Here is a 21,127-nt window from a genome sequence, read left to right on the forward strand (position 1 = left end):
CGCACGACAACATCCTCGGCGCTGATGCAACATTGTCCGGTACCGCCATATCGGCTGGGCTAGGTCCGGCAGTCGTATTACCAGAATGTGTCCTCGTGCGAGTGCTCCAATCGTCTTGTGCACCCTATAGACGGCGATATCCGCCCCGTTGGTAAGCAGATCGTCCGGCAGCCTCTCACAGAATGCAAAGGCGTCACATTATGCGGCGTCGACAATAGGGGCGATACCGTGCTTGTGACAAACGGCGGCCAGCGTCGTTACGTCGCTCGTCAAGCCATAATAGTCGGGCCGACGACGATGAACGCCTTGGAAGTCAGCCAAAAGCCCTTTGAGGACATCGCTGAGGGAAGGGTGGCTTCTGTAAGGTCATCTTATCACGGAAATGAATGTGTGACCGGCTTATACATATGTGGGACGTCAAAACCTATGACCCAGATTACTTCGACAAGCCGGCTAGGCAGAGCAACTGCAAATCGAAACTACCGCAGCGAAATGGTTTTCGGCGCTTGTCCAATCGCTACTTGCCGTCCGTCCAAGTGTACCGCGCCGGCAATATTCATTGGCGGAATGACCAAGGTCGACGTTCCGGCTGCCGAGTCTTGAACGACGTTGGCCTGCTTACCCTTTATCCTGGCAGTGCCGGCGCCGTCCCAACCGTGGACCGTGATCGCAATGCTCTTCCACCATGGCTTGAAACCGCCCTCGGGCTTGGCGAAGTCGATCGACAGGCCGGTCGGCGTGATCGTGCAGCGTACCGTCTGGCGGAAATAGCCGCGGCGGGTGTACGCCAGGGTGCGGCCGTCGTCCTCGTAGAGCGTACCCATGCAATCCGCGCCGGGATAGACGTCGAGCCGTAGCGGGCCGTTCGGGGTTTCGCTCGTGCTCTGGACCAGCGGCTGGCGCGGCAGGATCGTGCCGGCGCGGACGAACACGGGCAGGCGATCGAGGCGCGGCGTCTCGGTCACGCGGTCGCCGAGCGTCCGTGCGGTCGGCACCGCCTGAGTCGCAGACTGGATCGGGCCGGCGGCGGCGGATTCGGGCGTGCCGACGTGCTGGCCGGTCCAGTAATCATACCAACCACCAGCGGGTAGGCAGACGTCGTAGGTCTGCGGTGATTCCGGCTTGGGCGGCGGCGCGATCAGCAGCGATTTGCCGAGCGTGAACGCCATCGACTGGTCGCACGACGCGGTCGCGGCGGCGGGGTAATCGTAGAACACCGGGCGCATGATCGGATCGCCGAACCGCGCATTCTGGTCCGCCAGCGCGTAGAAATACGGCATCAGGCGATAGCGTTCCTCGATGAACCGGCGGCGGATCGCAAGGTGGTCGGGGCCGTCGACCCATGGCTCGACGCGCGGCGTGCCGGTCGCCGAATGGTTGCGGAACACCGGCGTGAACGCACCGATCTCGGTCCAGCGGGTGAGCAGATCCGGGCTCGGGCCGCCCGCAAAGCCGCTGACGTCGGCGGCGCTGTAGCCGAAGCCCGACAGGCCGAGGTTGATGATCTGCTGCACCGACAACTTCAGGTGATCCCAAGTCGCGCTGTTGTCCCCGGTCCAGGTGACCGCATAACGCTGCCCGCCGGCATAGCTCGCGCGGGTCATCACGAACGGGCGCTCGTCGGGGCGGAGCTTGAGTAGCCCGTCGAACGTGGCGCGCGTATTCTGCATGCCGTAGACGTTGTGCGCCTCGCGGTGATCGGTGATGCGGGCGGCGAAATCGTCGCTGTCGATGCGGTGGCGGGTGTCGAGCGGCATCGTCTTGGTCGGCGTTTCGAAGATCGCCGGCTCGTTCATGTCGTTCCAGAATCCTGCGATCCCGGCGTCGAGGAAGACCTTATATTGCGTGCCCCACCAGGTCCGGGCGGCGGTCTTCGTGAAGTCCGGGAACACCGACGGGCCGGGCCAGACCGGCGCGACATAGGGGGTGCCATCGGCATTCTTGATGAACGCGCCGGCCTTCATCCCGCTCTGATACGGCGCATAGCCCTGCTCGACCGCGGCGATGTGGAGATCGGTGATCGCGACCAGCTTGATCCCGTCGGCCTTCATCTCGGTGGCGAGCTTGGGGAGGTCGGGGAAGGTCTTGGCGTCGGTGGTGAACGGCCGGTTGCGATCCTGATAGCCGATGTCGAGCCAGATGACGTCGGTCGGCACCCGGTCGCTGCGCAGGCGCGCGGCGATCTGGCGAACTTCGTCGGCGCTGCCATAGCTGTAGCGCGACTGCTGGTAGCCGAGCGCCCATTTCGGGGCCAGCGGGGCGTGGCCGGTCAGGTCGGCATAGCGGCGCGTGACTTCGGCCACCGATGGGCCGGCAATGAAGTAATAGTCGATCGGGCCGTCTGGGCCGCCGAACGAGAGCGTCTCGGCATCGCGGTGGCCGAAGTCGAACCAGGTGCGGAACGTGTTGTCGAGCAGGATGCCGTAGCTGCCGCCCGCACCGCCGGTGCCGATGAAGAAGGGGATCGACTTGTAGATCGGATCGTCCGCGCTGCTGAACCCGAACGCGTCGGTGTTCCAGTCGACGAAGCCGTGGCCGCGGCGGTCGAGCCCCTGCGTTTTGTCACCAAGACCGTAGAAATGCTCGGCGATCGGCAGCGTCTTCGAGATCGTGAACGCCTTGCCGTCGGTCGTGACGGGGGCGGCATCGGCAGAGATGATTTTGCCGTCGAGCGTCTCGAAGGTGATCGCGCCGCCGGCACCGACGCGGACGCGGACGCTGGCGGTGGTGAAACCGTCGGGGGCTGCGCTCACTTTGGCGGTCTGCTTGCGGGTCGCCGCCGTCACCGCCCAGCTCGCATCCTCGGCGAACGCGCCGTTCTTGGCGACGCGCACGCGGACGAGGCCATCGGTCATCGCGGTGATCCGCATGGTCGTCGCCCCCGCACGAACCTCGACGCCATCATTGCGCGAGGTGAGCGTGGGGGCGGCGAGCGTGGTCGTCTGGGCCTGGACGGGTGCGCTGCAGATGGCGGCAGTGGCGGTGAGCAGGAGGGCGATGCGTTTCATACGTGATCCTTGTGGTCCGCAGCGGCGCGGAGGCGAGAGGCGTGCGACCCGAAATTCGATGCGCAACGGGTCAGGAAATCGTCGATCTTCGGCAGGTTGATGGGATCGATGTCGGTGCCGGGCGGGATCAGCCGCGCGGTGTCGGGAAAGGTGCCATAGCCTGCGAACAGGCAGTGCCAGCTGATCGCCGAATAATAGCGGCCGAGCCCGGCGCGATCGATCGCCGCGACCATGTCCGCGCCGGTGAACCAGGTCGACATCAGCATCTTGAGGTCGTCGGACAGGGCGTCCACGCGGAGCGCTTCCGCCCAATAGCCGGTCGGGTCATCGTGGTGCTGGTTCAGCCGGTAGTGCGCGACGATATAATCGCGGACGCCGTCGTAGCGCGCGGCGATGCGCGTGTTGAATGCGGTGCGGACCGCGTCGGTCGCGCCGCCCCCGTCAATCCCGTCGAGGAACGCTTCGACAGTGGCGATGACGAGATGCAGCGCGGTTGCCTCGAGCGGTTCGAGGAAGCCTTGGGCCAGCCCAACGGCGAGTGCGTTGTGCGACCAGCTATCGCGAACCCGGCCAACGCGCATCGTGAGGTGGCGCGCTTCTCCGGTGTCGACGCCGATATGTGCGCGCAGTTCCGCTTCCGCCTGTGCTTCGGTCAGGTGGCGGCTTGAGTAGACATAGCCGTTGCCGTTTCGGCTGGTCAGCGGGATGTGCCACGCCCAGCCCGCCGACATCGCGGTCGCGCGCGTCTGGCTGGGGATCGGCGCGCCGGGGGTATGCGCGGTCGGCATCACCACCGCGCGGTCGTTGAACAGTACGTCGGCGTAGCTGACGAACGGCACGTCCAGCGCACTGAAGATCGTGCTGCGAAATCCGCTAGCGTCGATGAAGAAGTCGCCGGCGATACGCTCGCCATCGGTATCGATCAGTGCGGTGATTTCGCCGGTCGAGGCACGCTCGACGCTGGCGATCCGGCGCTGGAGATGGACGACGCCCTGCGTCTCGGTCGCATGCGTGGCGAGGAACGCACCGACCTTGTACGCGTCGAAATGATAGCCGTAGCTGACCTCGAACGGGAAGTTTGCGGCGGGCTGCGGCGCGCGGTTCTGAGCAGCGAGGCGGGCAGGGAGCAGGAATTGGTCGGGGTGCGCGTCGACATTACGTCCGGTGCGGCGTGCCCGCGCGTTGTAAAAGAACTGCGGCGCGGTGTGGCCGTCGAGCGCGGTGGGGAACGGGTGGAAGTAGCGCTCGTACCCTTCACGGTCGGACCAGCCCTCGAAGCCGATCCCGAGCTTGTAGGTCGCATCGCACGCCGGCATCCATTCGGCTTCGGCGATACCGAGCGTGTCGAAGAAGTGCTTCAGCTGCGGCGTCGACCCTTCGCCGACGCCGACGATGCCGATCTCCGGGCTTTCGACCAACGTCACGCGGACGCCGCGACCCCGCCAGCGATGCGCGATCAGGCACGCGGTCATCCACCCGGCGGTGCCGCCGCCGAGGATCACGATGTGCTGGCCGAGCCCGTCCATCACCGCCGCAGGACCAGCCCGGACAGCGGCGGCAGCGTTGTCGTGTCGGCGCTGTCGGTCGCAAACAGCATCTCGCCGTCGGTCGTGATGCCGGTCGGCCAGCCACGCGCGTCATCGCCGAGATTGAACACGCAGAGCAGCGTTTCGCTCTCGGACTTACGCTCGAAAGCGATCACCGCGTCTTCGCTGTGGACGATCCGCAAGCTACCCAACCGCAGCGCCGGATGCGCCTTCCGCGCGGCGATCAGCGCTCGCGTCCAGTGCAGCAGCGATGTCGCGTCCGCTTCCTGCGCGTCGACCGCGATCGCGCGGTGATCCTCGCCAAACGGGAGCCACGGCTCGGTGCTGCCGAACCCCAGATCGGGCGCCGCGCCGATCCACGGCATCGGCGTACGCGCGCCGTCGCGGGACAAGGTGAGCGGCCAGTTCGCGATCGCCTCCGGGTCGAGCAGGTCGTCGAACGCGATGTCGACCTGCGTCAGGCCCAGCTCCTCGCCCTGGTACAGGAAGATGTTACCGCGCAGCGCGACGAGCAGCAGGATCTTCATCCGCGCGAACGCCTCGCGCTGGTCGGGCGTGGTCCAGCGCGACACCGCGCGCGGCGCGTCGTGGTTCTCGAACGCCCAGCTCGGCCAGCCGAGGCCGGGCGTATCGGGCCAGTTGCCGACCGCATCGACGATCAGCTCGGGCGTGAGCCGGTCCGCGTACAGGAAGTCGAAGCCGTACGCGCTGTTGAGCCGGCCATTGCCGCCGGTGAACAGCTTCATCTCGCGGTCGCTGTCGTCGCCGCCGACTTCGGCGACGGTGAACCCGGCGCCATATTCGTCGAGCAACGCACGGATCCGCTCGATGAACCCGACGATGTCCGGATGGCTCTGGTTATGCAGCTTCTGCTGGAAATCGAACGACCGCGTGCGTGCGCGATTGGTCGCGGGCGCGGGCGGATTGTCGGTCAGCGCCGGATCGTGCATCGCGAAGTTGATCGCATCGAGGCGGAAGCCGTCGACGCCGCGATCGAGCCAGAACCGCGCCGTCGCGATCAGCTCGTCCTGAACCGCGGGGTTGTGCCCGTTGAGCTGCGGCTGGTCCTTCAGGAAATTGTGCATGTAATATTGCCCGCGCCTGGCATCCCAAGTCCAGGCGGGGCCGCCGAACACCGACTGCCAGTTCGATGGCGGCGTGCCGTCGGGCTTCGCATCCGCCCAGACATACCAGTCCGCCTTGTCGCCGCTGCGCGAGGCGCGGCTCTGGCGGAACCAGTCATGCTCCTCCGAGGTGTGCGAATAGACCTGATCGATGATGATCTTGAGCCCCAGCGCATGCGCGCGCGCGATCAGCGCGTCGAAATCGGCGAGCGTGCCGAAGATCGGATCGACATCGCGGTAATCCGACACGTCGTAGCCGAAATCCTTCATCGGCGAGGTGAAGAACGGCGACAGCCACACCGCGTCGACGCCGAGGCTGGCTACATAATCGAGATGCGCGGTGATACCCGGCAGGTCGCCGATCCCGTCGTCGTTCGAATCCGCAAAACTCCGGGGATAGATTTGGTAGATCGTCGCGCCTTTCCACCATGGGAGGTCGGCAGCGGACTCAGGCAATCGTACGGGCATCAACGAGTCTCCGCGGCGCAGACGGCATAGCCGAACGCGGGCAGGGTTAGTGTGACGCTGCCGGGGGCGGCAGCGCGCGCTGCGCATGTGCCGGCAAGCGTAGTGAAGCGCGTGGAGCCGACCTCGACCTGCACCGCCTGCGTGAGCGGCTTGGCCGAGGTGTTGAACGCGAGCAGGGTTTCCGCACCGGTCGTCGGATCGAAGCGCGAAACCGCAAGCAGACCCGGCGTTTCGCTACGGCTGCGGATCAGCGTACGGCCGCGTGTAAGTGCGGGATGCGTGACGCGCATTTTCGCCAGCTCGGCGATCTCGCGAAACAGCGGATTGGTCTCGCCAAAGCTCTCGGTCGCGGTCGTCTTGGTCGTGCCGAGCAGGCGGTTGTCGTTGTAGATCGCGACCTTCGACGCGAACATATCCTCGCGCGCGTCCTGGTCGTTGCCGTCACCGACGAAGCCCTGTTCGTCGCCCGAATAGATCGTCGGCACGCCGCGCAAGGTGAGTAGCATCGCGTTCGACAGCAGGACGCGCTTCAGGACCTCGTCGTCGGATGCCTGCGGGAACGCCTTCCGTACGAACGTCGCGAACCGCCCGTCGTCGTGGTTGCCGGTAAAGGTCGGCAGGATCGCCGCGGTGTCGGCGCCCTTCGCATACAGCACGTCGCCGTCGAACAGCGCCTCGAACGCATCGGTGCCGCGCGTGCCTGCGACCGTCTCGACCACCGCCTGGCGGAACGCGAAGTCGAGCACCGCGGGCAGCTTGTCGACGATCGTGTGCTGCGCGAGCACCGCCGGGCGGACCTCGTGATCGGAGACTTCGCCGAAGATGTGGAAGTTCGGGATGCCGTTCGCCTGCGCCCGCGTCAGCATCGCCGGCACGAACTGCGCCCAGAATTCGGGGTTCACGTGGCGTGCGGTATCGATGCGGAAGCCGTCGACCTTGAAGCGGTCGATCCACGAACCGAAGATGTCGATCATCCCGCTCACGACGCGCGGGTTCTCCGTCATCACGTCGTCGAGACCCGAGAAATCGCCCATCGTCGAGCTCTCGTTCATGAAAGTCGTGTCGCCGCGATTATGGTAATAGATCGGGTCGTTGAGCCACGCCGGCACCTTCACAGTGCGTTCGGCGGCCGGCACGTACGGCGTGTAGGCATAGGTCGTGTCGGTCAGCCTGGCGAAGTTCGCCGCAGTCTGCACGCCGTCACCGACGAACCCCGGATTGATCGCCTTGCCGCCGACGCCGCCTTTGCGCTGGTACGGATAGGTCGCGCGATCGCGGTACGGGCAGGGCATGCCGACCGCGCATTCGCGGTACTGGATCACGTCCGCGGTGTGGTTGATGATGATGTCCATATACACCTTCATCCCGCGCTTGTGGGCGGCGTCGACGAAGGCGGTCATGTCGGCGTTGGTGCCGAGATGCGGGTCGACCTGCGTGAAGTCGGTGATCCAGTATCCGTGATAGCCCGCGGATTCGTGGCCCAGCGACCCCTGCACCGCCTTGTTCTTGAAGATCGGCCCGAGCCAGATCGCGGTCGCGCCGAGATGCTGGATATAGTCGAGCCGCTTGGTCAGGCCCTTCAGGTCGCCGCCGTGATAGAAGCCCTTGGCGGTCGGATCATAGCCGGTCTTAAGTCGATCGCCCGCGATCCCGCCGCGATCGTTGCTCGGGTCGGCATTCTCGAACCGGTCGGGCAGGACGAAATAGATGACCTCGTCCTGCGGCGCGCGCGCGCGGTAGTCGGCGGGTGGTACGGCGGCCGCGCCGGACAGCGCGAGAAGGATGGCGGCGGCAATGCTCATGCGCCTAGCCCAACTGGCGACGCGCAATGCTGGGCGACGAACGCCGCGTGGTCCTGCATCTGGCCCGCCTCGCGCGCGTTGAGCTTGTCGATCGTGTCCAAGAATTCCCCCAGGTCGCTCGTCGATATCGCGTCGGCCAGCGGGTGGTGACCCGCCGGCATGATGCCTTGCCCCGCCAGCACCTGAAGCCAGCCGACTTCGGTGAACAGCTCCTCATGCTCGCGGACGATGTGCCCGTTGCCGCGCCACAGGTCGATCTTCGCGGCGAGCGTGTCGGGGACGGCCATGTCGCGGCACTGGCGCCAGAACGGCGTGTCGTCGCGCGCTGTCGCCTTGTAATGCAGGATGATGAAGTCGCGGATGCGTTCGTATTCGAAGTCGCTCTGGCGGTTGAACTCGGTGCGATCGGCGTCGGCGATGACGCGGCCCGGCAACAGCTTCAGCAATCGCGAGATCGCCGACTGGATCAGGTGGATGCTGGTGGATTCGAGCGGTTCCATGAACCCCGCGGCGAGCCCGAGCGCGACGACGTTGCGGTTCCACATCCGCTTGCGGCGGCCGGTGCGGAACGCGATCGTCCGCGGATCGGCCTTCGCCGGCGTGTCGAGCCCGGCGAGCAGCGTCGCGGTCGCCTCGTCCTCGCTCATGTGCGCGCTGGAGAAGACGACGCCGTTGCCAGTCCTGTGCTGCAACGGGATCTGCCACTGCCAGCCGGCGGCATGCGCGGTCGAGCGAGTATACGGCGTGAACTTTTCGCTCCGCGCCGACGGCACCGCGATGGCGCGGTCGCACGGCAGCCAGTGCGTCCAGTCCTCGTACCCGGTGGCGAGCGCCTCCTCGATCAGCAGCCCGCGAAACCCGGTGCAGTCGATATACAGGTCGGCGGCAACGGTGGTGCCGTTCTCCAGCACGAGGCCGGAGACGTCGCCGCTTTCGCCGTCGCGCGTGACCTGGACGATCTTGCCCTCGATCCGGTTGACGCCGCGTGTTTCCGAGTAGCGTCGCAGGTACCGCGCATAGAGTCCGGCATCGAAATGGTAGGCGTACGGCATCGACGGCAGCGTCCGCGCGGTACGAGCCGGCCCCCGCTGCATTCGCTCGGCGAGCGCGGCATGCGTGTTGAGCGAATAGGCGCCGAGATCGCCGGCCAGCCCGAGCGACCGCGCGCGCAGCCAATATTGGTGAAACGGTAACAGGCCGACGTCGCGACCGACATCGCCGAACGCATGCATGTAGCGATGGCCCGGTTTGAACCAGTCGACGAACTCGATGCCGAGCTTGAACGTGCCGCCGGTCGCACGGAGGAACGCGTCCTCGTCGAGACCGAGCGCATCGTTGAACAGATGGATCTGCGGGATCGTCGCCTCGCCGACCCCGACCGTGCCGATCGCGTCGGACTCGATCAGGTCGATCTCGTATCCCGTCTCCAGGAACCGCGCGAACGTCGCCGCCGCCATCCAGCCGGCCGTGCCGCCACCGACGATTACGATACGCAAAGGGTGATTGGCCATCGTCTGCGTCCCCGCTTCGAAACCGTCAGGTGCCGCCACTGCGGGGCAAATGCGGGGCGGCGTCAACCGCCCCGCCATCGACTTCAGAACTTGTACGTAATGCCCACATAGTAGTCGCGACCATAGCGCTGGTAGTCGATCACCTGGCGCGGATCGTCGTTCTGGTAGGTCACGAACGGCCGGTCGGTCAGGTTCTTCGCCTGCGCCAGGATCGCGAAGTTCGCGAGCGGACCGCTCTGGAACTCGTACCCGATCTGCGCATCGAGGATCCCTTCCGATCGCGCGGTGCGATAGGTCGGGTTCGCGGACAACCCGGCGACTTCGGCGAGGAAGCTCGAGCGGTAACGATAGTTCGCGCGCGCCTGGAAGCCCCATTTCTCGAAGTAGATCGTGCCGCTGCCGGTCCACTTGGACAGGCCGGGCAGGGTGATCGCGTCGGTCGGGTTGCTGCCGTACTTGATCGTCGACTGCGTGTAGTTGCCGCTCGCGAAGATGCCGAAGCCGTCGAGCGCGGACGTGATCGCCTTGAACGGCAGCGACACCGTACCCTCGACGCCGAGCACTTCGCCGCGACCGGTGTTAGCTGGCGACGAGACGTTGCCGATCGTCTGGCCCGCGGCAATTACCTGCGCCTGCTGCGCCGCAGTCAGTGCCGGCAGCAACGCCGAGAAGTCGTAGGGCAGCGAGTTGTTCGGATCGACGAAGTCGGTGAGGTGCTTGAAATACCCCGACAGCGCGACATAGCCGCCACCGTTGAAATATTTCTCGAACGACAGATCGATGTTGGTCGACTGATACGGCTTCAGATTGACGTTGCCACCGGTCGACGTGAACACCGGGAACAGCCCGGCGGGCGTCTGGCCGATGTTGGTCAGGTTGATCGCGACGTCCTGCGTCACGCGCTCCTGGTCGAGACGCGGACGGACCATCGTCTGCGAGGCGCCGACCTTGACGAAGCCCAGCGGGATCAGTTCGACCGACATCGTCGCCGAGGGCAGGAAGTTGGTGTATTTCAGCGACTGCGTCACCGGTGCGATCGTCACCGCGCCGCCGACGACGCTGGCGATCTGGCCGGTCGAGCTCTGGTCCGAATGCACCACCTGCGCACCGATCGAGCCCTTGAGCGGCTTGTCGCCGACCAGGCCGTCGATCGTGACCTTGGCATAGCCGGTCCAGACCTTCTCGAGCACGACATTGTCGCGCACCAGCGCGGACGGACGGCCATCGAACGCCGCGTTAAGCGAATTATTGTAGAGATATAGCGGATCGAGCGTCAGCATCTGCGGGATGCCCAGATAATCGAGCGCCACGTTCTTGCCGAGTAACGCCTCGCTGGGAACGTTGCCGCTCAACGGCGAACCGCTCGCCACGGTACAGTTGGTGCCGCCGCCGGTCGGGCAGAGGAAATAGGACGTGTACGCGCTGGTCTTCTTGCGCTGGCTGTAGTTGCCGCCGGCTTCCCAGCCCTTGACGACGCTGTCCGAGAACTCGCCGTTGAGGCTGGCGCGGAGCGACTTCAGATCGTCCTTGAAGCTCGGCCGGTTGAGGAAGCCCGATTGGACGACCTGCTGCGTGCCGTTGTTGCCCCAACCCTGCGGATCGGTCAGCTTGAAGATGTTGGTGTTGGTGTAATCCAGCGTCGGCGAGAAGGTGTAGGTACCGTTGCCGTTCTGCCTGACGGTGACGGTGTCCGCCGCGCCGCTCTTGGCGAAGCCGGTACCGGTGTTGGTCTCGAGCAGGAAGTCGGTACGCTTCGCACGGCTCCAGCTCGCATCGACGTTCAGGTGAACCGACTCGGTCAGCTTGAGATCGTTGTTCCAGCCGAGCGAGAAATTGTCCGCCTTGCGCTGGTTATAGTCGTTGCGCTGCACCGCGAAGACGTTGCCGAACGTCGCGCCGGTCGCGAAGCCGTCGGCGACGGTCACGCCGGTAGCGGTCGTTCCGCCGGCCGTACCGGCGCTCGCGAGCTGCCCTGCGAGCGGGAATTCGATGCCGCGCAGGATCTGCGTTTCCTCGAAGTGCGAATACAGCGCGTCGAACGTCGAATGGAAGCTGTCGGACGGCTGCCACTCGATCGTCGCGACGCCACCATAGCGCTTCAGCTCGTTCGACTGGACATAGGGCTTGGCGCCGTTGAGCAGGAACGGGCTGGCCGCGGTGCCGGCGCCGCTATAGCCCCACGCGTTGTAGCGCTCGTCCTGCGACGGCGTCTGCGTTGCGGACACGCCGATCGCGATGCCGAGCGTGTCGTTGGCGAACTTGTCGACATAGGTCGCCGACGCGCGATAGCCGTAGCGATCGCCATCCGGGTTCAGCTTGTCGATGCCGTTCATCTGCGCCCGTGCGCTGACCGCGATGATCCGGTGTGCCTGGTCGAGAGGACGCAGCATGCGCAGGTCGACCGTGCCGGCGACGCCGGCGGCGATCAGCGAGGCGTCCGCCGACTTGTAGACGTTGACGGTCTTGAAGAATTCCGACGGATACTGGTCGAACTCGACGCCGCGGTTGTCGCCGGTCGTCACCTGTTCGCGGCCGTTGAGCAGGGTGGTCGAGAAATCGGGGCCGAGGCCGCGGATCGACAGGCGTTGGTCGCGACCTTCGAGACGCTGCGCGGTCACGCCGGGCAGGCGAGCGAGCGAGTCCGCGATCGACACGTCGGGCAGCTTGCCGACGTCTTCGGCCGAGATCGAGTCGACGATCAGGACCGACTGGCGCTTGATCTTGGCGGAGGATTCCAGGCCGGCGCGGATACCGGTGACGACGATCTCGTCACCGCCGGCGGCATCGTCCTGCGGTGCGGGTGGCACGGCATCGGCGGGCTGTAGCGTCGGTGCGGCGACGGTCGGGACCGCGTCGATCTGTGCTGGTGCGGTCGGATTGGCATTCGCGGTACCGGGCGTCGCTTGCGCGAACGCAGCCTGGCCCGGCAGCATCAGAGCAGCGGCGAGCGCGGTCGCGCTGACGTGCAGTGCGAGGCGGCTATGCGCGGAAATGCCGGACGCGACGCGCAGGCGGCACGGAATAGACTGGCTCATGAAATCCCCTTCAGGCGAGAATAATCCCGCGCATCCTCAATTGCTTGTTTTGGTATCCCCGACGTCGTGCTGACGCGTCGGGTGTCGCAACACGGCTATATTTCGGGTGGAGGCGTTGCAAAAGGGACGGGCATACGTATTCACTGTTTCATGCAAACCGTGTCTCCTCAGGACCACGCCCGCCCACAGTGGCGCCGGCAAGGGCGCTGACGGTGGGTCGCCGTCCGACATCGTTCGACATCGCGCAACTCGCCGGCGTGTCGCAGCCGACGGTGTCGCGCGCACTGCGCGGATCGAAGTCGGTCAACGCGCAGACCCGCCAGCGGATCGAGGCGATCGCGCGCAGCCTGCACTACGCGGTCGACAAGCACGCCTCGTCGCTGCGCAGTCAGTCGGCGAACACGCTGGCGCTGCTGTTCTTTGAGGAGCCGGCGGAAGACGAGTCGACGATCAACCCGTTCTTCCTGTCGATGCTGGGCTCGATCACGCACGCTTGTGCCCGCGCCGGCTACGACCTGCTGATCTCGTTCCAGCAATTGTCTGGCGACTGGCACGTCGATTACCAGGACAGCCGCAAGGCCGACGGCATCATCCTGCTCGGCTACGGCGATTACGAAGCCTACCGGGCGCGTCTCGATCACCTGACCGAACAGGGTACCAAGGTGGTGCGCTGGGGCGCGGTCGGGACCGGGCCCGCCGGGATCACGGTCGGCTCGGACAACCGCGGCGGCGGCGAGGCGGCCACCGCGCACCTGATTGCGCGCGGCCGACGGCGGATCGCGTTCCTGGGCGCCGCGGACGGGCGGTATCCCGAACTGGAGGACCGGTATCGGGGATATCTCAACGCGTTGGCGGCTGCGGGGCTGACGGCGGACGCCGCATTGCAGGTCGATGCAATCACCACCGAAGACGCCGGACAGGACGCGATCGCCGAACTCGCGCGACGCGGCGCCGACTATGACGCAATTTTCGCGGCGAGCGACAGCATCGCGATCGGCGCAATGCGCGCGCTGGCGGCGGCGGGGCGATCGATCCCGGACGACGTCGCGATCGTCGGCTTCGACGATATCGCCTCGGCGCAACTTACCAACCCGCCGCTGACGACCGTGACACAGGACGCGCGCCGGGCAGGGGAGGCGCTGGTTCGAACACTGCTGGCGAAACTGCGCGGCGAAGTCTCCGACGACCCGCCCTTGCCGACTCGCCTGGTGATCCGCGCGAGCAGCGGGGCGTAGCCCAATACGATCCTCTCTAGCGAAAAAGGATCGCGTGTAAGGACGGCCGCTCAGTCGTCGAACAGGAACAGATTGAGCGTCAGCCGCCCGGCCAGCGGCTCCGAACTCAGCGCCACCTCAGGCGGCAGATACGCACAATGCAGCGTATTCCCCTCATAGACGAGCGCCCGGTTGAAGCGCGCCGTCTGGACCGCGATGCGTTCGTACAGCGCCGTATCGCCCGCGATGTAGGACGCCTCGGGCATGCCGTGCGCCTGCACGCCCGCTTCCAGTTCCGCCCTGAACCGGTCGAGCCGCGACGCATCGACGGTCTCGAACGCCGTCGATCGCTGGCGGTAGAACGCGGTGCCGCCCTGTTCGCCGTGCCCCAGGAACAGCAGCACCGCGATCCGCCCCCGCTCGATGCCATCGAAATGCGGCAATCGCTGGATCGGCGCGAGATCGCGAGGCGCCGTGGTGACGAGTGAATAATAGGCTTCGGACACCGCCGGCGCCGGATCGAGCCCGAAATGCTCCGCCAACATTGGCGCGATCCGGCGTCGCATCGTCTCGGCGAGGCGCGGTGGCACTTCGGCGCGGACACCGGGATAATGCGGGCCGATCGGCGCCATCCGCAGGCTCGCCGCATCCTCGCGCAGCGCATCCGGATCGGGCCAGAAATCATCGATCGCGATCAGCGGGCGCTGTTCCTCCCCCTGGAGGTGAAGCGTGGTGTTCGGCGATTGGGTCATGCCGGCCTTCATGCCGCGCGGCGCCGCGGCGGGGCAAGGTATTCGTATGCATAGTTGTTTTGCCGGTCGCTTGGGGTCAAGCCGGTCCGTCAGATCGCCACGCATACAAGCGGCGACCGATCAGGAGAGCCGCGTTTTGACCGAGAAACCAGTCCAGGGCTTTGCCGGCCTGTGGAACATCAGCTTCGGCTTTTTCGGCATCCAGATCGGCTTCGCGTTGCAGAACGCCAATATGAGCCGGATCTTCCAGACGCTCGGCGGATCGCTCGACGATCTCTCCTATCTATGGGTCGCGGCACCGCTGACCGGTCTGCTCGTCCAGCCGATCATCGGCCACTACAGCGATCGCACCTGGACACGTTTCGGCCGCCGTCGTCCGTATTTCTTCGCCGGTGCCGTCCTCGCAGCACTCGCGCTGTTCGTGATGCCCGAGGCGAAGATGCTGTGGCTCGCCGCGCTGACGCTCTGGGTGCTCGACGCCTCCGTCAACGTGTCGATGGAGCCGTTCCGCGCGTTCGTCGGCGACATGCTGCGGAAAGACCAGCACACCGCAGGCTATGCGCTCCAGACCGCGTTCATCGGCGCCGGCGCCGTCGTCGGCTCGATCTTTCCGTTTGCGCTGGCGCATCTCGGCGTGTCGGGCGATGCGCTCGCGGGCGTTCCCGACACCGTGCGCTACAGCTTCTGGTTCGGCGGCGCGGCACTGCTGCTCGCGGTCCTCTGGACGGTCGGCAACACGCGCGAATACAGCCCCGAACAGATGGCATCGTTCGCTGAATCTGACCGTGACGAGGCGCACAGCGCTCCGGTCCGCGCGCTCGCCAGTCGCAGCTTTGCGACCAGCATCGCCTGGATCGCCGCCGGGATCGCGGTCGTCGTCGCGGTGCCCGAACTGGCGTTGCAGAAGGAAGTGTACCTGCTCGGCGGCCTGCTCGTAGCCTATGGCGACGCCAGCCTCGCGGCCATCGTCCTCGCGCGCGGTGGCAATGGCGACAACGCGCTGAGCCAGATCGTCGGCGACTTCGCCGCGATGCCCAGCGTCATGAAGCGCTTGGCGCTCGTCCAGTTCTTCAGCTGGTCCGCGCTGTTCATCATGTGGATCTTCACCACGCCCGTCGTCGCGCAGTATATGTACGGGTCGAGCGACGCGACGAGCGCCGCCTACAATGCGGGCAGCGATTGGGTCGGCGTGCTGTTCGCAGTCTACAACGCCGTCGCCGCGCTGGTCGCGTTACTGATACTGCCGCGGTTGGCCAGCCGGATCGGCCGGGTCAAAACGCATATCGCCTGCCTGCTGTGCGGCGCCGCGGGATTTGCGAGCTTCCTGATGGTGCGCGATCCAACGCTGCTGATCGTCAGCGAAGTCGGCGTCGGCATCGCCTGGGCGTCGATCCTCGCCATGCCTTACGCGATCCTCGCCTCCAGCCTGCCCCAAACCAAGCTCGGCATCTACATGGGATTGTTCAACATCTTCATCGTCTTGCCGCAGTTGCTGGTTGCGACGCTGATGGGGTCGGTGCTGAAGGCGTTCTTCCCGACCGAACCGATCTGGACGATGGCATTCGCCGCCATCGTAATGATTCTCGCAGCCCTCGCGATGCTGCGCGTCCCCGAGGTTCCCGACAAGTTTGCCTGCTTGAGCAGCAGTAAACCGGAGCTGGACGGCTAGAGATGGGGCCGCGCGATGGGGGCGACGTATGCGACGTCTTCGGTGCGCGCGTCGCTGGACATCGGCGATCTGTCTGATGCGCTTGCCAACCTTGGGGACGAAACCTCGATCGGACTTGCGTAAGCGGCGATTTCTCAAGACCCGATGCGGTATGTGACGGCCTGGATCTTCAGAGCGCCCCGCTGATTACTCAGGGCTCGGATGGCACGCAATCGTCGCATAGCCGCCTTCTGCAGGTAACAATATATAATCGCGCAGTCCGAGCTGTATCATTCGAGCAAGGCTAAGGACGTTTGCCCCCGTTTAATGAGGGTCGAAAGTTGCGAACCCGAAAATCCTCGGAACTTCGCTTTGTGGATCTTCCGGTTTAGCCTCCGTGTTCAAACCATCCATCAGTCCCATTCGCTTTGATTGCTCAGCTGGTCGGAACGGAAGGAACGGTGCCCTCGAACCGTGTGTTGCCGGGGAGAGAATGGGCGAGGCTGAGATCGCCGTCGTGCCCCCGGAAGATCTGCCGGGCGAGCGCTAGACCCACGCCCGTGCCCTCGGTCTTGGTCGTGAAGAAGGGGCGGAAGATGTCGACCTGGTTTGCGACGGGGATACCGGGGCCGGTGTCCGTCATCGTGAACTGCGTTTGGCCGACAAGGGCGGAGATGGTGAGCGTGACCCGCGCATCGAACGAGCCGTGCAACGCCTCGGCTGCGTTCTGCAACACCGCCCAGAGCGCTGCGGTCAGTTGATCCGGGTCGGCCAGCAGATGGGCCGGTGCGTCCAGGAGGTCGGTCGTAAACGCGACTCCCGGCCATCTCGTCGTAAACAATGCTGCCAGATCGCTGACGAACCCGGCCAGAGGAATACGCTCCACCGAGGGGGCGGGCAGCTTCGCCAACGCACGGTAGCTTTCGCCGAACCGGTGCAGACTGGCGGCGCGGCGCGCGACGGTCTCGACCGCGTCGCGTACCTTGGGCAGCGTCGGGTCCGGATCGTCGAGCATCGCCACCGCGGTCTCGGCTAGCGAGGCGATCGGGGTGAGGGCGTTGACGATCTCGTGGCTCAGGACCTGGACGAGCTCGCGCAACGCGGCGGCCTCGGCGGCCTTCAGTTCGGCGTCGATGTCGATCAGCGCGCCGATCCGCGTCATCCGCCCTGCCAGCGCAAGGTCGCCGGTGGCCAGCGCGAAGCTCCGGATGTCGGTGTCGTGCCCGATCTCGATCGTGGCGGTGCGGCCCGGGCGGGTGTCGGCGAGCGCGGAAACGAGCTCCTCAGGCGGATCGACGACAAGATCGCCCGCGCCGAGCAATCGCCGCGCGGCGCGGTTGACTGCGCGCAACCGGCCGTCTTCGAGCGCGACCAAGGGCGCTGGCGACAGATCGAGATAGGCGTTCAGACGGCGCCGTTCCTCCTCTCCGGCGGACGCGGCCGGGATTGGTGGCGCCGGCATCGGCGAGCGCTGACCAGCGTCTACCATGTCGAGTGCGGCGATCCAGATCGCGATCATCGCCGCGAGGAGCGCGGTGGCGTACAGACCGCGTGTGGCCGCCACCGCACCACTGGCACCGGCCGCAGCTATCACCAGCGCGCGTACCACCGCGCGCATCCGGTTAGAGGCCATAGCGCGCCATCCGGCGATAGAGCGCCGCGCGAGTCAGTCCGAGCTGTACGGCGGCGCGGCTGACGTTGAAGGCGTGGCGTTCGAGTGCTGCTGTGATCAGCGTTTCCTCGTTGCGCGCGAGTGACAGATCGGGGGCAAGCGATTGCGGCTCGGCGCTGCCGGGTGAACGCAGCAGGTCGCCGATCGCGTAAGTCTCGCCATTGCCGAGCAGCACCGCGCGTTCCATCGTCTGGCGCAGGCCGCGGACGTTGTCGGGCCAGCGATCCGCCGCGATCGCCTGCACCGCGTCTGCATCGAGTGGTTTGAGGGGCTTGCCGTGGCGGTAGGCGAACAGCGCGAGGAAATGGCGTGCGAGCAGCACCGCATCGCCCGCGCGATCGACGAGCGGCGGGAGGGCGATTTCGATCGTTCCGACCCGGTCGAGCAAATCTTCGCCGATCGCCCCCTGAACGCCGGTGCGATCCAGTCGCGTGGTCGCGATGACGCGGATGCCGTCGAGCGCTGACAGGAGAACGCCGTTGAGCGCACGAGGCAGGCGGTCGATATGGTCGATGACCAACAACCCGCCAGCGGCCGCCGCCGTTTGCTGGGCGATGACGGCGGCGTCCGCGGCCTCGGCGTCCAACGTGATGAGCGGCAGGGCGGCGTGGGGCGAGGTCTGATGAACCAGTCGGGCGATCAGCGTCTTGCCGGTGCCCGCAGCGCCGTGGATCAGGATCGGGGCCGCGGTCGGCGCGACGCGAGCGACCAGGTCGCGCGCGCGCGTGATCCCGGCGCTTTCGCCGAGCAGGATGCCGTCATGGACGGGCGGTGTCGCCGCTGTCTCCAGCTTCGCGCGGCACAGCGCCAGCCCGCGCTCTACCGTGGTCAGCAGGCGTTCGTTGTTCCAGGGCTTGATCACGAAGTCGGTCGCGCCGCTGCGCATCGCCCGGACGGCGACCGCGATCCCGCTATGCCCGGTGACGACGATGACGACGGCGCGCGCGTCTGCTGCGATCAGCCGGTCGAGCATCGCGAACCCCTCCTCGCCGGTGGTCCGTCCGCGCGCGAAGTTGAGATCGAGCAGGATGACGTCGATCGGTTCACCCGCGAGCAGCACCCAGGCCGCCTCCGGGTTCGCCGCGGTCGAGACGCGCATGCCGTGCCGTTCGAGCAACAACCGCGCTGCCTTGGCGATGTCGGGATCGTCGTCGATGACCAGGATATGCGATTCGGTTGACATGGCCGTCATAGTGTCCGGAAACGGACAGTTGGTACAGTCGGGTGCGTGATTCAGCTACGGGGCGCGGAATTATGCAGCGTTGGCAGTAGCTTAGGATCTGGTTGATCCGTCCCGTACACTGTCCGCATGACAGAGACGACCCTGCCTGGAACGGGCGCCGCGATGGACCGGCGTATCGAGCGTCCGCACGCCAAGCGGCGCAAGCGTATCGTGCGCGGTGCGCTTGCAATCGCGGTGGTGGCTGCGGCGGTGTTGCTGTGGCTGCTGATGCCCGGCGCCAATGCGCTGACCGTCGACGCCGCCGCGATCCGTATCGGCGATGTCGTGCGCGCGCCGTTCCGCGATTTCGTGCCGCTCCGCGCCGAGGTGGCGCCGTTGCGCACGGTGTTCGTGACCGCGATCTCGGGCGGGCAGGTCGCCGACCTCGCCACCAGCGATGGCGCGATGGTCGCCGCCGGCACGCCGCTCGCACGTTTGTCTAATCCGTCGCTCGAACTCGACGTGGCCAGCCGCTCGGCGGAGATCGTCGGGCAGTTGAGTGCGATCAGCGGCCAGCGGCTGTCGGTCCAGAACACGCGGCAGGATGGCGCGCGCGATCTGGCCGAGGCGCGCAACGCGCTGTCCAAGGCGCGGACGTTGCTCGCGCAGAAGCAGGTGCTGTTTGACCGGGGCATCATCACGCGCGCCGCTATCGATCCGGTGCGCGAGGATGTCGGGTATCAGCAGGCGCGCGTTGCCGCGCTCGATCGTGGGACCGCCGAGGCTGGGGTGACGTTGGCGGATCAGTCGTCAGGCATCGCCGCGACCGCGCGGCAGTTGCGCGAGAGCCTGGCGATGGTTCGGGCGAGTCTCTCCGCGCTGGTGCTGCGCGCGCCCGTCGCGGGACGGCTTACCGCCTTCACGCTCCAGCCCGGGCAGACGCTCAAGGCCGGCGATCCGGTCGGGCAGATCGACTCCGAGGGCCAGTGGAAGCTGACTGCCGATGTCGACCAATTCTATCTCGGGCGCGTCCGGGTAGGGCTCGGCGCGGCGGCCGACATCGACGGTCGGAGCTATGCGATGTCGGTCATCAAAATCCTGCCGCAGGTGACCGAGGGCCGGTTTCGCGTCGAACTCGGCTTTCGCGGCGCGGCACCCACGGGACTGAACCGCGGCCAGACGCTCGACGTCCGCCTCGTGCTCGGCGCGGACCGGACCGCGGTGGTGGCGCCGTCGGGCGGCTGGCTCGATGCGGGCGGTACCACCGCTTTCGTGCTCGACGGGAACGCGAAGGCCGTCCGGCGGGCGATCGTCACCGGCCGACGCAATCCCGATCAGGTCGAGATCGTCTCCGGCCTCGCGCCCGGCGAGCGGATCGTGACCACCGCGCTTGGCACCTACACCCCCTTCCAGACCCTCCTCATCCGATAGGATTCGATATGATCCAGTTACAGGACCTCAGCCGCACCTATGCCTCGGACGAGGTCGAGACGACTGCGCTCGGCGGCATCGACCTAGCGGTCGAGGCGGGTGAATTCGTCGCGATCATGGGGCCGTCGGGCTGCGGCAAATCGACGCTGCTCAATATCATCGGCACGATCGACCGGCCCACGGACGGACGGTATCTGTTCGAAGGGGCCGATATCGCGCGCGCGCCCGAAGCCGAACTCGCCAAGCTGCGCCGTGATCGACTGGGCTTCGTGTTCCAGAGCTTCAACCTGATCGACGAGCTGACGATCGCCGAGAATGTCGCGCTGGGTCTCGCCTATCGGACGATGCCCGCGCGCGAGAAGAAGGACCGCGTGGCGGCGGCGATGGACAGGGTCGGCATCGCCCACCGCCAGCGCCATCACCCGCATCAATTGTCGGGCGGCCAGCAACAGCGCGCGGCGATCGCCCGCGCGATCGTCGGCGAGCCGCGGCTGATCCTCGCCGACGAGCCGACCGGCAACCTCGATACCGAGAACGGCGCGCAGGTGATGGACATCCTCGGCCAGCTGAACGCCGAGGGCGCGACGATCGTGATGGTCACACACAGCCCGTCGCACGCCGATATCGCCAAGCGGACGGTGCACATGCTCGATGGCCGCATCCTGTCGTCGGCACGGCGCGCCGCCTGATGCGCCGCTCGCTCCAGATGCTCGTGCTGATGCTGCTCGTGGTGGTCCTCGTCCGCCATCTCGC

The 21,127-nt window shown here is 66.3% G+C and carries 13 protein-coding genes; 4 read left to right on the top strand and 9 right to left on the bottom strand.

Annotated elements, in window-relative coordinates; translation table 11 throughout:
• Positions 1-479: 479 nt before the first annotated feature.
• From ASE69_RS00145 to ASE69_RS00170, 6 genes are all read right to left on the bottom strand, one after another.
• On the bottom strand, positions 480-3,008 hold the full coding sequence (locus tag ASE69_RS00145; protein ID WP_082452742.1) for a TIM-barrel domain-containing protein: 2,529 nt from the start codon (positions 3,006-3,008) through the stop codon (positions 480-482).
• Positions 3,005-4,534 (bottom strand): tryptophan halogenase family protein, encoded by a 1,530-nt coding sequence (locus ASE69_RS00150; protein ID WP_056481290.1) that lies wholly within the window; start codon positions 4,532-4,534, stop codon positions 3,005-3,007. Before ASE69_RS00150 ends, ASE69_RS00145 begins: the two co-directional genes overlap by 4 nt.
• On the bottom strand, positions 4,534-6,147 hold the full coding sequence (locus ASE69_RS00155; RefSeq protein WP_056481293.1) for an alpha-amylase family glycosyl hydrolase: 1,614 nt from the start codon (positions 6,145-6,147) through the stop codon (positions 4,534-4,536). Before ASE69_RS00155 ends, ASE69_RS00150 begins: the two co-directional genes overlap by 1 nt.
• Positions 6,147-7,949: an alpha-amylase family glycosyl hydrolase gene (locus ASE69_RS00160; RefSeq protein ID WP_056481296.1), complete on the bottom strand. Its 1,803-nt coding sequence runs from the start codon at positions 7,947-7,949 to the stop codon at positions 6,147-6,149. The genes ASE69_RS00155 and ASE69_RS00160 overlap by 1 nt, the downstream gene beginning before the upstream one ends.
• Positions 7,946-9,460, bottom strand: a complete 1,515-nt coding sequence (locus tag ASE69_RS00165; protein WP_056482828.1) for a tryptophan halogenase family protein — start codon at positions 9,458-9,460, stop codon at positions 7,946-7,948. Before ASE69_RS00165 ends, ASE69_RS00160 begins: the two co-directional genes overlap by 4 nt.
• Before the next feature lie 83 nt (positions 9,461-9,543).
• The gene (locus tag ASE69_RS00170; protein ID WP_235517847.1) at positions 9,544-12,495 is read right to left on the bottom strand and encodes a TonB-dependent receptor; all 2,952 of its coding nucleotides are present in this window, start codon (positions 12,493-12,495) and stop codon (positions 9,544-9,546) included.
• Between the two features lie 212 nt (positions 12,496-12,707).
• On the opposite strand from ASE69_RS00170, the gene ASE69_RS00175 reads away from it, so the two are divergent.
• The gene (locus tag ASE69_RS00175; RefSeq protein WP_200924082.1) at positions 12,708-13,730 is read left to right on the top strand and encodes a substrate-binding domain-containing protein; all 1,023 of its coding nucleotides are present in this window, start codon (positions 12,708-12,710) and stop codon (positions 13,728-13,730) included.
• Between the two features lie 50 nt (positions 13,731-13,780).
• Here ASE69_RS00175 and ASE69_RS00180 read toward each other — a convergent pair whose 3' ends face one another.
• Positions 13,781-14,461, bottom strand: coding sequence for a DUF6445 family protein (locus ASE69_RS00180; RefSeq protein WP_156362074.1), 681 nt, complete (start codon positions 14,459-14,461; stop codon positions 13,781-13,783).
• A gap of 136 nt (positions 14,462-14,597) precedes the next feature.
• Between ASE69_RS00180 and ASE69_RS00185 the strand changes: the two genes are divergently transcribed.
• Entirely contained in the window at positions 14,598-16,130 is a 1,533-nt protein-coding gene (locus ASE69_RS00185; RefSeq protein ID WP_056481302.1) for an MFS transporter, read from the top strand.
• A 415-nt stretch (positions 16,131-16,545) separates the two neighbouring features.
• Here ASE69_RS00185 and ASE69_RS00190 read toward each other — a convergent pair whose 3' ends face one another.
• Both ASE69_RS00190 and ASE69_RS00195 read right to left on the bottom strand, forming a co-directional pair.
• A complete protein-coding gene (locus ASE69_RS00190; RefSeq protein ID WP_235517851.1) occupies positions 16,546-17,727 on the bottom strand; it encodes a sensor histidine kinase in 1,182 nt (393 codons plus the stop codon).
• 4 nt (positions 17,728-17,731) lie between these two features.
• Positions 17,732-18,964, bottom strand: coding sequence for a sigma-54-dependent transcriptional regulator (locus ASE69_RS00195; RefSeq protein WP_056482837.1), 1,233 nt, complete (start codon positions 18,962-18,964; stop codon positions 17,732-17,734).
• Positions 18,965-19,090: 126 nt separating this feature from the next.
• Between ASE69_RS00195 and ASE69_RS00200 the strand changes: the two genes are divergently transcribed.
• Together ASE69_RS00200 and ASE69_RS00205 are read left to right on the top strand one after the other, a co-directional pair.
• On the top strand, positions 19,091-20,374 hold the full coding sequence (locus tag ASE69_RS00200; protein ID WP_235517853.1) for an efflux RND transporter periplasmic adaptor subunit: 1,284 nt from the start codon (positions 19,091-19,093) through the stop codon (positions 20,372-20,374).
• An 8-nt stretch (positions 20,375-20,382) separates the two neighbouring features.
• Positions 20,383-21,063, top strand: a complete 681-nt coding sequence (locus ASE69_RS00205; RefSeq protein WP_056481307.1) for an ABC transporter ATP-binding protein — start codon at positions 20,383-20,385, stop codon at positions 21,061-21,063.
• Positions 21,064-21,127 lie beyond the last annotated feature (64 nt).

Origin of the sequence: Sphingomonas sp. Leaf208, assembly GCF_001421415.1 — a bacterium.
GTDB lineage: Bacteria > Pseudomonadota > Alphaproteobacteria > Sphingomonadales > Sphingomonadaceae > Sphingomonas.